This window comes from uncultured Veillonella sp. (genome assembly GCF_963522475.1).
Classification (GTDB): Bacteria; Bacillota; Negativicutes; order Veillonellales; family Veillonellaceae; genus Veillonella.
This window is the reverse complement of record NZ_CAUQYW010000006.1, coordinates 22,903-35,892: the sequence shown is the minus strand read 5'-3', so window position 1 is coordinate 35,892 and position 12,990 is coordinate 22,903. Positions and strand designations below refer to the sequence as shown.

Here is a 12,990-nt window from a genome sequence, read left to right as displayed (position 1 = left end):
TTAAATGAGTTAGGAGGCAATCATGGGACAAGTGAGCTTGCATGGCAAACATTTGTTAGGATTACAACATGCTACACCTGAAGAAATTAAATTGATTCTTGATGTGGCGAAAAAGATGAAAAAGGTTGTTTTGTCTGATGACAAAAAAATTCCTTACTTGAAAGGTAAGGCAATTATCAATCTATTCATGGAGCCTAGTACACGTACGCGTAGTTCGTTTGAATTAGCAGGTAAATATTTAGGGGCTGATGTAATCAATATTACTCCAAGTGGTTCCTCTATGGGCAAAGGTGAAAGCTTCCGCGATACATTGTTAACTTTATCCTATATGGGGACTGATGCAATTGTTATGCGTAGTAGTGCAGAAGGAGCGCCACTATATGCGACAAAAGCGGTTGATCCTATCATCATCAATGCTGGCGATGGTGCCCATGAACATCCTACTCAAGCACTGCTCGATATGTTCTCTATTATTGAACAAAAAGGCTCTCTAGAAGGTAAAAAAGTCGTAATTGTTGGGGATATTATGCATAGTCGTGTAGCAAGATCAGATATTTATGGTCTTACAAAAATGGGGGCTGATGTTCATCTAGCTGGTCCTCGTACGATGCTCTATCCTGAACTTGAAAAAATGGGTGTTACTATTCATCATGATGTTCGTGAAGCTGTGAAGGATGCAGATGTTGTCAATGTGCTTCGTATTCAATTAGAACGTATTCACTCCGCTTTATATCCAACAAATCGAGAATATGCACGTATTTTTGGTATCAATAAAGATGTATTGAGTCTTGCAAAAGATGATGTTATGGTTATGCATCCAGGTCCAATGAACCGTGGCCTTGAAATCTCCCCAGATGTAGCTTACTGGGATCAATCAGTAATTCAAGAACAAGTGCGTAATGGTGTATCCGTTCGTATGGCTGTATTGTACTTAACAATTCATGGAGGTGACGGTAGTGAGCTTGCTTATTAAAAATGGTACGGTAGTTAATCCGGCAAAACAACAACATGAAGTAGCAGACGTTCTTGTAAAAGATGGTAAGATTGTAGCCATCGGTCAAAATTTGAGTGCGGATGGTGCTGAAGTATATGATGCTACAGGTCTTATCGTGGCACCTGGCCTTATCGATATTCATACACATTTGCGTGAACCAGGACAAGAAGCGAAAGAAGATTTCCACTCCGGTACACAAGCGGCAGCAGCTGGTGGTTTTACACGTGTTGTGACTATGGCGAATACAACACCAGTAGTAGATAATGCGGCTCTTGTACGAGGCTTGAAAAAACAAGCTGAACTTACGGGTGTAGTAAAAGTAGAATTCATCGGTGCTGTATCTAAGAACCTTGAAGGTAAAGAACTTGCTGAATTAGGAGATATGGCAGAGGCAGGTGTTGTAGCGTACTCTGATGATGGCCATTATGTAGAAAATGCCGCATTTATGCGCCGTGCGCTGGAATACTCTTCCATGTTTAATAAAATGGTTATTGATCATGCTGAAGATATTACATTGACTAAGAATGGTCACATGCATGAAGGCTTTGTATCTTATGAAATGGGTGTTATCGGGCGTCCCGCTGTAGCTGAAGATTTGGCTGTAGCTCGTGATATTTTACTAGCGGAAATGACAGGTGGTCATATCCATATCGCTCACGTAAGTAGTAAAAATACAGTGGATATGGTACGCCGTGCAAAGGCAAAAGGTATTAATGTAACTTGTGAAGTAACGAGTCAACATCTATCCTTTACTGACGAATATTTGCGCGAATATAACCCGGCTTTCAAAATGGCACCACCAATTCGTTCTGAAGATCATCGTCAAGCATTACTAGAAGGTTTGAAAGATGGCACTATCGATGCAATTATTACAGACCATGCACCTCATGCGTTTGAGGAGAAAGACCATGAGTTCTGCTGTGCTCCAAATGGTTTTAGCGGTCTTGAAACGTCTTTGGCTGGCGTTATTACAAATGCTTACGGTCCAGATAAACTCAGCATCGATCAAGTGGTGTATTACATGAGTACACGTCCTGCTGAATTGATGCATTTAGATGCAGGTATTTTAGAAGTTGGTAAACCAGCGGATATTACAGTATTCTCTACTACAGAACAATGGACTGTAGATAGAAATCAATTCTATACAAAAGGTAAAGTTAGCCCATTTGATGGCATGATGGTTACTGGTAAAGCGAAACTTACTGTAGTTGACGGTGAGATTGTTATGAAGGAGGGCGTAGTCCTACAATGAAAGGCAAGTTAGTACTAGAAGACGGTTCCGTATTTGAAGGTTCCTTATTAGGCGGCGCTCCAACAGTTGGGGAAGTTGTATTCAATACAGGTATGACAGGCTATCAAGAAATCTTGACAGACCCGTCTTATGCGGATCAAATTATTACATTAACATATCCATTGGTTGGTAACTATGGTACATTAAATGCTATTACTCAAGGTCCTAAACCATATTGTAAGGGTTTTATCGTAGGCGAATTGTGTGATTTTCCATCTAACTGGCAAAATGAAGGCCTATTTAGCGAGTATCTTCGTTTACACGGCATCCCTTGCCTTTATGATGTAGATACACGTGCTATTACACGTGTTCTACGTAACCATGGTGTAATGAAAGGCGTACTTGTACGTTCTGACTACCCTATGGAAGATATTCAAAAATTATTTAAACAAGACTTGCCAACAGATCAAGTTATGCGTGTAACTACAAAATGGCAAGGTATGCGTGGCGATAAAAATGCTGAGTTCCATGTGGCTGTAATGGACTATGGTGTAAAGGAAAATATCCTTCGCTCTTTAGAAGCTGCTGGTTGCCGTCTTACAGTATTCCCTGCAGATGCTAAAGCTGAAGATGTGTTAGCAGCAAATCCAGATGGTGTATTCTTATCCAATGGCCCTGGAGACCCTCAAGATCTTGGCTATGCCGTAGAAGAGGTAAAAAAATTGTTCGGCAAAAAACCAATCTTCGGCATTTGCATGGGTCATCAAGTATTGGCGCAAGCTTATGGTGGTACAACATTTAAATTGAAGTTTGGTCACCGTGGCTCTAATCATCCAGTACAAGATTTACGTACAGGCCGTGTATATATTACATCTCAAAACCATGGCTATGCAGTAGATGATACTTCCTTGCCAGACTTTGTAGAAATTACACATCGTAGTGTAAATGATGGTACTGTGGAAGGTATGCGCCACAAAGAGTTGCCAATCTTCTCCGTACAGTATCACCCAGAAGCGTCCCCTGGACCTACTGATAATCTATATTTGTTTGATGAATTTGAAGACTTGATGAGAAAGGGAAAATAATATGACCACAGAAGCAAAAAAAGTACTCGTAATTGGTTCTGGTCCAATTATTATCGGCCAAGCAGCAGAGTTTGACTATGCTGGTACACAAGCGTGCCGTTCCCTTCGTGAAGAAGGCTACAAGGTAGTATTGGTTAACTCTAACCCTGCAACAATCATGACAGATACAGATATTGCAGACCGTGTATATGTAGAACCTATTAGCCTTGAATTCGTAACAGAAGTTATTAAAAAAGAACGCCCTTGGGGCTTATTGGCAACATTGGGTGGCCAAGTAGGTCTAAATATGGCCGTTCAATTATCCGAAGCAGGTGTACTCGAAGAGTATGGTGTTAAATTGCTTGGTACAACACTAGAAGCTATTAAACATGCAGAAGACCGTGAACTCTTCAAGGAAGCAATGAAGGAAATCAATCAACCAGTTCCTGAATCTGATATCTTCAATGACCTTGAAGAAGCTGTAGCTTTCGCAAATCGTATCGGTTATCCTATTATCATTCGCCCTGCATACACATTGGGCGGTACTGGTGGTGGTATTGCACATAACGAAGATGAAATGTATGAAATCACTCGTCGTGGTTTAAAACTTTCACCAATCCACCAAATCTTGGCAGAACGTTCTGTGGCAGGTTGGAAAGAAATCGAATACGAAGTCATGCGCGATAGTGCAGATAACTGTATCATCGTATGTAACATGGAGAATATCGATCCTGTAGGTGTACATACTGGTGACTCTATCGTTGTAGCACCAAGCCAAACATTGAACGATATTCAATACCAAATGCTTCGTACGGCATCTGTTGATATCATTCGGTACTTGAAAATCGAAGGTGGTTGTAACGTACAATATGCATTGAATCCAGATAGCAACGAATATATCGTTATCGAAGTAAATCCTCGTGTATCTCGTTCTTCTGCATTAGCATCTAAAGCAACCGGTTATCCAATTGCAAAGGTAGCTGCAAAAATTGCAGTAGGTATGACATTAGACCAAATTACAAATGCTGTAACTGGTGAAACAAAAGCTTGCTTCGAACCGACACTTGACTATGTAGTAACTAAGTTCCCACGTTGGCCATTTGAAAAATTCAATTTGGCTGACCGTACATTGGGCACTCAAATGAAGGCTACTGGTGAAGTTATGGCTATCGACCGTTCTTTAGAAGGGTCTTTGCTCAAAGCAATTCGTTCTTTGGAAATTGGTTTAGATCATATTGAGCTTAAGAAAATCGCTCATGAGTCCATGGAACAATTGATTGAACGTTTGCATTTAGTAGATGATGAACGTATCTATGTTGTAGCAGAAGCACTTCGCAAGGGTATTAGTGTAGAAAAAATCCATTACATTACAAAAATTGATACATTCTTTATTGAAAAAATCAAAAATATTGTTAATGTTGAAAAAGCATTGGCAGAACATGGCTTAACAGAAGAGGTATTGCGCAAAGCAAAACGTTATTCCTTTACTGATTCTGTTATTGCTCGTTATGCTAATACAACTGTAGAAGACGTTCGTGCAAAACGCAAAGAATGGAATATTCTTCCAACATATAAATATGTAGATACATGTGCTGCAGAATTCGAATCTAAAACACCATACTATTATAGTGCTTATGCACAAGAAGACGAAGTTAAACCATTAGGTGAAAAATCCGTTGTAGTACTTGGTTCTGGTCCAATTCGTATCGGTCAAGGTGTAGAGTTTGACTACTGCTCTGTACATTCCTCTTGGGCACTTCGTAAAGCGGGTTACCAATCCATTATGATCAACAATAACCCAGAAACAGTGTCCACAGACTTTGATATTTCTGATTCCTTGTACTTCGAACCATTAACTGTGGACGATGTAATGGAAATCATTGATAAAGAAAAACCAGCTGGTGTTATTGCTCAATTTGGTGGTCAAACAGCTATCAACTTAGCGGGTCCGTTGGCTAAGCGCGGTGTAAAAATTCTTGGCACATCCGTAGATAGCATCGACATGGCAGAAGACCGTGAACGTTTTGATGAATTATTGGCAAAACTTGGTATTCCTCGTCCTGTAGGTGCTCTTGTAACTTCTGATGAAGAAGCGCAAGCGGCTGCTAAAAACTTAAAATATCCATTAATCGTTCGTCCTTCTTATGTATTGGGCGGTCGTGCTATGGAAATCGTATACAACGATAAAGAACTCGATGTATACATGAAGGAAGCCGTAGTAGCATCTAAGGAACATCCAGTACTTATCGACCGTTACATGGTTGGTATGGAGGTAGAGGTTGACGCTATTTCCGATGGTACTGATGTTTGTATCCCTGGCATTATGGAACAAATCGAACGCGCCGGTGTTCACTCTGGTGACTCCATGGCCGTTTATCCAGCGCAACATTTAAGTCAAGAAATTATCGATCAAATTGTTGATTATACACGCCGTATTGCAATTGGCCTTAATGTTAAAGGTGTTCTTAATATTCAATATATCGTGGCTGATGGGGAACTTAATGTTATCGAAGTTAACCCACGTTCTAGCCGTACTGTACCATTCATTTCTAAGGTTACAGGTATCAATATGGTTGAATGTGCAACACGAATTGCCCTTGGTGAAAGCTTAAAAGAATTAGGCTTGCCACTTGGTCTTGTACCTAACAAACCATATGTAGCTGTAAAAGCACCTGTATTCTCTTTCTCCAAAATGGGCCTTGTAGAAATTGCTCTTGGACCAGAAATGAAATCTACTGGTGAAGTTATGGGTATTGGTCGCACATATTCTGAAGCTTTGTTTAAAGCAATCAATGGTGCTAACATGCGTATCCCAGAAGATGGTACAATCCTTATGACTGTTGCAGATCGCGATAAAGAGGAAGCTAGTCAATTAGCAAAAGGCTTTATTGAATTGGGCTACCACATTGAAGCAACTGGTGGTACTGGTAAATACTTCAAAGAACATGGCGTTGACTGCAAGGTAGTTAACAAAATCTCTGAAGGTGATGACAACTGTGCTGACCACATTCGTCAAGACAAAGTTGATCTTGTACTTAATACATTGACTGCAGGTAAACGTCCTGAACGTGAAGGCTTCCAATTGCGTCGTCTTGCTGTAGAAATGGGTACACCATGCTTAACAAGTCTTGATACAGCTCGCGAAGTATTGCGCGTTGTAGCAAACCGTAAAGATGATGCGAACTACAATGTAGAAGCATTACAAGATTTTGAATTGGAGTAAAACCATGAGTGGCTATGTAGAACAGGGCGAAGTCGTTCGCAATAAGCAAATAGGCTCTGATGTGTGGATTATGGATATTCATGCACCAAAACAGGCAGCAGAAGCAAAGGTAGGTCAGTTTTGTAATGTTCGCGTAGCGAACTCTACGGCGCCATTATTGCGTCGCCCTATCAGCTATGCTGGATTCGATGCACAAAAGGGGACTATTACCCTTTTGTATCGCGTCGTAGGCAAGGGGACTGAAATTATGACACGTCTCGTGCCTGGTGATACATTAGATTGTTTAGGACCTTTGGGTGAACCATTTGTAACATCTAATAATATGCTACTCGTTGGTGGTGGTGTTGGTATTGCACCGATGCTATGTATCGCGTCTCACTTGCAAAACGGTGAAGAAGCACAAGTTATTTTGGGCTTTAGAAATGAAAGTGAAACCTTCTGGGCAGACTTATTCAAAGATATGTCTGTAGAGGTGCATATCACTACTGATGATGGTAGTGTAGGTACAAAAGGTTTCCCTACAGCGATCATGCCCGAACTTATTAACGCTAATACGTTCACATCTGTTATGACTTGTGGTCCTACACCGATGATGAAGGGTGTCGCACAAGTTGCTAAAGAGCTCAATGTACCATGCCAAGTATCTCTTGAAGAACGCATGGGATGTGGTACAGGCGGTTGCTTAGGCTGCGCTTGTGATGGTGCTGGTGGCAAACGTTATAAAGTTTGTAAAGATGGTCCTGTATTCCCAGCTGAGGAGGTGTTCTTTTAATGAGTGAACGCGATTTAAATAACACCGTTACGCCTAATCCAACGCTTGCTGTAGATTATTGCGGGATTAAGATGAAAAATCCTATTATCGCTGCATCGGGTACCTTTGGTAATGGTCCTGAGTATGCTGGTTATTTAGACCTTAGTAATGAAGTAGGTGCTATTTCTGTAAAGGGATTAACGCCTAAAGGTCGTCATGGTAATCCAGGAACTCGTATTGCAGAAACACCATCTGGTGTATTAAACTGTATTGGACTTGAAAATCCAGGGGCAGAACACTTTGTTACAGATATTTTGCCAGACCTCAAGAAATATGATGTACCATTGCTAGCGAATATGTCTGCTGGTACGGTAGAGGAATTTGCATGGATGGCAGAAACACTATCTGTAGATGGTATTGCAGGCCTTGAAGTTAATGTATCTTGTCCAAATGTTGCCTGTGAAGGCATGGCTTTTGGTATAGATCCAAAGGTAGTAGAACAGGTAACAAAAGCGGTTCGTAAAGTAACAGATAAACCCGTTATTGTAAAACTTTCACCAAATGTTACGGATATTGTGGAAATCGCAAAAGCTGTAGAAGCTGGTGGCGGTGATGGGGTCAGTCTCATTAATACCATTCTTGGTATGGCTATCGATATCCATCGTCGTAAACCTGTATTGGGTAATATTTATGGTGGTTTATCTGGACCAGCTGTTAAACCGGTTGCGCTCCGCATGGTGCACCAAGTGTATAAAGGGGTCGATATTCCTATTATGGGTCTTGGTGGCATTATGACAGGCACTGATGCAATTGAATTTATGATGGCTGGTGCACAAGCCGTTCAAGTTGGGGTTGCTACAATGGTGGATCCGACGGCGATTTCTCGTATTGCTCGTGAAATGGGCGATTATGTGGAACAATATAATCTTAATAGTATTACTGATATAGTAGGTGCTGTACATCAAGGGTAGTAATAGTTTGTAGCTAGTAAATGTAACGATTAAAAGTTTACTTGTGCATATTAGATGGCTTACCATACATATTAAGATGATAAAGAATAGACCTAGTACATAATGTACTAGGTCTTTTCTTATGTATTGTATTGGTATATAACATAGCGTAGGTGCCAATCGTGGAAACTGTTGATATCATAATAGTAATCATATGTAGAACTTTAATTATACATATGCTTTATAGAAATCAATAAATTGCTGTGCTACCGGAGATAAAGCATGTCCTTTGAGGGTAATAAATGCTTTTTTGAAATCTCCAGAGAATTCTGGTAATTTAATGCGGGCCATTTTACGATGATTAATGAGTTCTTTGCCATCCATAGGAACTAAAGATACGGTTCTACCAGAGGATGCCCATTCGATGGCAGAACTCTTAGTTGTAGTAATAGCGACCGCATTGAGTTGGTCCATATCTGTCAAGCTAGATTGCATAATCATTCGCACAGAGCCGCCGGAGAGGGATAATGGGCATTTTTTGATATCATCCCAAGTGATAGTATCATGTTCACGATCTATCCAGAATACGTCACGGCGGAAAATAGCATATAGGTGTTCTTCTTGGGTAAGAAGAATATCAAATTTGTCAGTATCTACCATTTGGATATTTGCAATTCCCAGCTCAGCATTACCATTAATAAGTTGATTTACCACATTAGTCATTAATCCTTCATAGATTTCGAAATGTACTGATGGGTATTTCATGGAAAAGGCTGGTAAATATTGTTGTACGATTGGTGTGGAACGAGACGCAGAAGTAGCAATTCGCAATGTGCCTTCAATGCGTGAATTTAACTGTTGTACGGCATTATATGTAGATTCTTCAATAGAGCATAATTGTTGAGCTTTTTCATAAAAAATCTTACCAGCGTCAGTCAGTTGTAAATTTGAACCTCGTTGACCGCGCTTGATATTGATGAGTTGAGCTCCAAATTCAGCTTCTAAATATTTTAATTGTTTACTTAAAGCCGGTTGTGTAATATGAAGAATCTCTGCGGCCTGCGTCATATTGCCCGTTTGAACGAGGGTAATAAAATTGTGGTAGTAAGATGTATCCATAGAATCTCCCTATTATACACAAAATAAGATAAATAAAATTTATAACGAACTAAGTAAGAGTAATTTCACATTTGATCGAATAGTATATATACTATATTAATAAAGGTAAGAGAAAGAGAAATGTGTTTAAAATAAACTTTCTATTCTTATTACAATTATTAATATAATAACAGTGATTAAGAAAGTAGGTACTATCATGGGCGTAGTAAAAAGAACATTAAGCAAAGCAATTCGTAACTGGGAAGCACGTAGATTAATGACTGCACATAATACAGGTCTTAGTCGTAAAAAACAATTAGAACGCGTGTGGCCTCATCCTTTAACTACAGAAAAACGTCATGAACTTGGTCAAGGCGTAAGTGGATTAGTTCATAGCGACAATTAATTGCTTGGTGAATACTGGCTAGATTATATATCTAGTGGTAGTACCACTTCAATAGAATTTAATATAGTACAAGTAGCAGCTCCATGACTCATGTCTTGGAGCTCTTTTTGTATGTGATCTACATCAGTAGGTGGTATAAGGAGTGTTATATCCACGTGTTCGCCAAAGCTTGCTTCATAATGTAGTTTTTGATCTTGCACATATCTTTCTACCGCACCATATAGTGAATAGTCTATGGTTGTTTGCAGTTGTGTTCGTGTTGTGTGTAGTTCTTTAGGGGCAAGACGTAAGGTTTCTGCAACGGAGTGTGAGTATGCGCGAATCAAACCACCTGCGCCTAGTTTGATACCTCCAAAATAGCGCGTTACTACGACAGCTACGTTGGTAATACCGGTTTTTTTGAGTACTTCTAACATAGGTTTTCCTGCGGTACCAGATGGCTCTCCATTGTCAGAAGACCGTTGTTGTTCTTGTTTTGGTCCTAAAGCAAAGGCTGTACAATTATGGCGTGCATCCCAATATTCTTTGTTGATGCGGTTAATAAAAGCTTGTGCCTCTTCTTCCGTAGAACAAGGGCATATTGTTGTGATAAAACGTGATTTCTCAACAATATATTCATGGCGAAATTCCTTCGATATTGAAGTAAATTCTACTATAGGGCTTATTGATTCACACATAGATTCACCTCCTTTTGAATTGACGTTTATGTTTATTCATCATCACTTTATTATAATCTATTTTTTCATTCAATGTATAGGTGTTAAAAGGTTTATTCCCCTAGAAAAACGGAATATACCTCTATATTTGGTAGGATATTGACTTAATGAGAATTTATGTTATTATTAATTGTAGATGCATGAATGAATACTCATGTAAAAGTGTTTATCAATTAGATGATATTTGTTTATAAAATACTTTGTTAGCGATGTATGATATATCTGTTATTAGATTGTAATTTACATGGATATATATGAACGCATATTTTTGAAGATTCAGGTAGAAAGAAGTGACACTATGAGCAAGAAGAAACAAGAGTTTGATATTACAGGTATGCACTGTGCTGCTTGTGTAAAACGGGTTGAAAATGTTGTTTCCAAGATTGATGGCGTAGAATCTGTAAAGGTTAATCTACTCACTCGTAAGGGCAGCGTTGAATACAAAGACGGCTCTAATGTAGAAGCACAACAAATTATTGATGCCATTACGAATATTGGTTTTGGTGCTGCAGAGGCAGATGAAACAAAACAAGAAATAGAAAAGGTTAATTTAAAACCTCATATTACACGTCTTATCATTGCTGCTTGTATGGCTATACCGATGATGATTAATATGACATTACATCGCTTTGGCATTCAAGCGTTGCCAGTATGGGTAGAGTTCATTCTTGCTACCATTGCTCAGTTCGGTCCGGGCCTTATGTTCTATAAGAGTGCGTGGAGTGCGGTGAAGAATGGTGCCCTTACCATGGATGTTCTCGTTGTAATGGGTACGACTGTTGCTTATCTATTTAGTATTTTTAACTGGCAGTTCCATCCAGAACTTGGGCCTCAGGGCATTTACTTTGAAACCTCTGCTTGGCTCATTACATTTATTCTTCTTGGCAAGCTGTTAGAAGAAATAGCTAAGGGGCGTACCTCTGAAGCACTTCAAAAATTGATTGCCTTGCAACCAGCAACAGCCCATGTATTGCGTGATGGTGAGTTTGTAGATATTCCTACATCTAAGGTTGTAGCAGGTGATATCTTACAAGTTCGGGCAGGTGAAAAAATTCCAGTCGATGGTACTATTACTGAAGGCTATACTACTGTAGACGAAGCTATGCTTACCGGTGAAAGCTTGCCTGTAGAAAAACAAGTGGGATCTGATGTTATCGGGGCGACTATTAACTTGAGCGGTGCTTTCACAATGGAAGCAAAACGTATCGGCTCCGATACAATGCTCTCTCAAATCATCAAGGTCGTAGAGGAAGCGCAAACCTCTAAAGCAAGCATTCAACGTATTGCAGATATCGTAGCTCAATACTTCGTGCCTACTGTTATCGGCCTTGCTGTTTTGACCGGCCTCGTATGGTACTTCATTATGGGCGACTCTATTAATGTAGCTCTCATTAATGCTACAGCAGTGCTTGTTATCGCTTGTCCTTGTGCACTGGGGCTCGCTACACCAACATCTATTATGGTAGGCTCTGGGGTAGGTGCGGAGCATGGTGTTCTCATCAAGAGTGCGGAATATCTTGAAAAAGCTGGTAAACTCGATGCCATCGTTATGGATAAAACTGGCACTCTTACACAAGGTGTTCTCGATGTAACGGCTTTCAAGAACTATAATGGTGATGAAAGTAGAAATATGTCCCTTATGATGGCCCTTGAAAGTGGTACATCTCATCCAATTGCTAAGGCCATGGTTTATTATGGCGAAGATCATGGTTATAAAGGTAAAGCTATAGAATTAGAAAGCTTTGGTGATGTTCCTGGTAAAGGTTTGCAAGGTGCTTATCAAGGTGTATCTGTACAACTTGGTCATAGTCGGTGGATGTCTGAATTAGGCTATGATTTAAGTAAAGTACAAGATGATATTCTACACTATGAAGAACAGGGTGCTTCCGTGTCTGTTCTCGCTGTAGATGGTGTCATCAGTGCATTATGGGCTGTAGAAGATGAATTACGTCCTGAAACTATTGAGGTTGTAAAAGAATTACAGTCTCAAGGTATCGATGTGTGGATGCTTACCGGTGATAATCGTCGTACAGCTCAATATATTGCTAAACAAGCAGGTATTACTCACGTTATTGCAGAAGTCTTGCCTCAAGATAAAGCTAGCAAGGTAAAAGAGTTACAAGATAAAGGTCTGGTAGTGGGCATGGTTGGTGATGGTATCAATGATGCACCAGCTCTTGTAACGGCAGATATTGGTTTTGCTATCGGTAGTGGTACAGATATTGCCGTAGAGGCAGCAGATATCGTTCTTGTAAGAAATGATTTACACACATTAGTACAAGCAGTACGCCTCAGTCGTAAGACTATGACTAATATTAAACAAAATCTATTCTGGGCATTGATCTTTAACTGCATTGGTATTCCATTGGCTGCTATCGGTGCATTAAATCCTATGATTGCAGGTACAGCAATGGCATTTAGCTCAGTAACAGTTGTAAGTAACTCTTTACGTTTGAAACGAGCTAAGATTTAATTTAACTTGTATCTCATAACATATAATATTTGATAGAGTTGATTAAAGTTTATAAAGCACCTATACCATGGTATAGGTGCTTTG

General features: G+C 39.8%; 10 protein-coding genes. 8 read left to right on the top strand and 2 right to left on the bottom strand.

The window, feature by feature from the left end:
* The first annotated feature begins 22 nt into the window (after nt 1-22).
* Genes RWP19_RS04870 through RWP19_RS04845 form a run of 6 tightly spaced genes read left to right on the top strand, consistent with a single transcriptional unit; the run spans nt 23 to nt 8,234 of the window.
* On the top strand, nt 23-973 hold the full coding sequence (locus RWP19_RS04870) for an aspartate carbamoyltransferase catalytic subunit (RefSeq protein WP_295209109.1): 951 nt from the start codon (nt 23-25) through the stop codon (nt 971-973).
* On the top strand, nt 957-2,246 hold the full coding sequence (locus tag RWP19_RS04865; protein ID WP_314356688.1) for a dihydroorotase: 1,290 nt from the start codon (nt 957-959) through the stop codon (nt 2,244-2,246). The genes RWP19_RS04870 and RWP19_RS04865 overlap by 17 nt, the downstream gene beginning before the upstream one ends.
* Entirely contained in the window at nt 2,243-3,310 is a 1,068-nt protein-coding gene (gene carA, locus RWP19_RS04860) for a glutamine-hydrolyzing carbamoyl-phosphate synthase small subunit (protein ID WP_314356687.1), read from the top strand. Before RWP19_RS04865 ends, carA begins: the two co-directional genes overlap by 4 nt.
* Before the next feature lies 1 nt (nt 3,311).
* Nucleotides 3,312-6,512 carry a carbamoyl-phosphate synthase large subunit gene (gene carB, locus RWP19_RS04855; protein WP_314356686.1) on the top strand — a complete coding sequence of 1,067 codons (3,201 nt, stop codon included), beginning with the start codon at nt 3,312-3,314 and terminating at the stop codon, nt 6,510-6,512.
* 4 nt (nt 6,513-6,516) lie between these two features.
* A complete protein-coding gene (locus RWP19_RS04850; protein WP_314356685.1) occupies nt 6,517-7,284 on the top strand; it encodes a dihydroorotate dehydrogenase electron transfer subunit in 768 nt (255 codons plus the stop codon).
* On the top strand, nt 7,284-8,234 hold the full coding sequence (locus RWP19_RS04845; RefSeq protein WP_314356684.1) for a dihydroorotate dehydrogenase: 951 nt from the start codon (nt 7,284-7,286) through the stop codon (nt 8,232-8,234). Before RWP19_RS04850 ends, RWP19_RS04845 begins: the two co-directional genes overlap by 1 nt.
* Before the next feature lie 207 nt (nt 8,235-8,441).
* On the opposite strand, the gene RWP19_RS04840 is transcribed toward RWP19_RS04845, so the two are convergent.
* Nucleotides 8,442-9,332, bottom strand: a complete 891-nt coding sequence (locus RWP19_RS04840; RefSeq protein ID WP_295209092.1) for a LysR family transcriptional regulator — start codon at nt 9,330-9,332, stop codon at nt 8,442-8,444.
* A gap of 196 nt (nt 9,333-9,528) precedes the next feature.
* Here RWP19_RS04840 and RWP19_RS04835 point away from each other — a divergent pair, with 196 nt between their 5' ends.
* Entirely contained in the window at nt 9,529-9,717 is a 189-nt protein-coding gene (locus tag RWP19_RS04835) for a hypothetical protein (RefSeq protein ID WP_295209091.1), read from the top strand.
* Between the two features lie 23 nt (nt 9,718-9,740).
* Here the strand turns inward: RWP19_RS04835 and RWP19_RS04830 are convergent, their stop codons facing one another.
* Complete coding sequence (locus RWP19_RS04830; protein WP_314356683.1) at nt 9,741-10,394, bottom strand: YigZ family protein; 654 nt, start codon at nt 10,392-10,394, stop codon at nt 9,741-9,743.
* A gap of 337 nt (nt 10,395-10,731) precedes the next feature.
* Between RWP19_RS04830 and RWP19_RS04825 the strand changes: the two genes are divergently transcribed.
* The gene (locus tag RWP19_RS04825) at nt 10,732-12,906 is read left to right on the top strand and encodes a heavy metal translocating P-type ATPase (RefSeq protein WP_314356682.1); all 2,175 of its coding nucleotides are present in this window, start codon (nt 10,732-10,734) and stop codon (nt 12,904-12,906) included.
* Nucleotides 12,907-12,990: the final 84 nt, after the last annotated feature.

What these genes read in the sequence shown, in the direction of transcription:
- RWP19_RS04835 (WP_295209091.1), top strand. Translation starts at nt 9,529, where the DNA reads ATGGGCGTAGTAAAAAGAACATTAAGCAAAGCAATTCGTAACTGGGAA.
- RWP19_RS04825 (WP_314356682.1), top strand. Translation starts at nt 10,732, where the DNA reads ATGAGCAAGAAGAAACAAGAGTTTGATATTACAGGTATGCACTGTGCT.
- RWP19_RS04845 (WP_314356684.1), top strand. Translation starts at nt 7,284, where the DNA reads ATGAGTGAACGCGATTTAAATAACACCGTTACGCCTAATCCAACGCTT.
- RWP19_RS04830 (WP_314356683.1), bottom strand. Translation starts at nt 10,394, where the DNA reads ATGTGTGAATCAATAAGCCCTATAGTAGAATTTACTTCAATATCGAAG.
- RWP19_RS04840 (WP_295209092.1), bottom strand. Translation starts at nt 9,332, where the DNA reads ATGGATACATCTTACTACCACAATTTTATTACCCTCGTTCAAACGGGC.
- RWP19_RS04870 (WP_295209109.1), top strand. Translation starts at nt 23, where the DNA reads ATGGGACAAGTGAGCTTGCATGGCAAACATTTGTTAGGATTACAACAT.
- RWP19_RS04850 (WP_314356685.1), top strand. Translation starts at nt 6,517, where the DNA reads ATGAGTGGCTATGTAGAACAGGGCGAAGTCGTTCGCAATAAGCAAATA.
- carB (WP_314356686.1), top strand. Translation starts at nt 3,312, where the DNA reads ATGACCACAGAAGCAAAAAAAGTACTCGTAATTGGTTCTGGTCCAATT.
- carA (WP_314356687.1), top strand. Translation starts at nt 2,243, where the DNA reads ATGAAAGGCAAGTTAGTACTAGAAGACGGTTCCGTATTTGAAGGTTCC.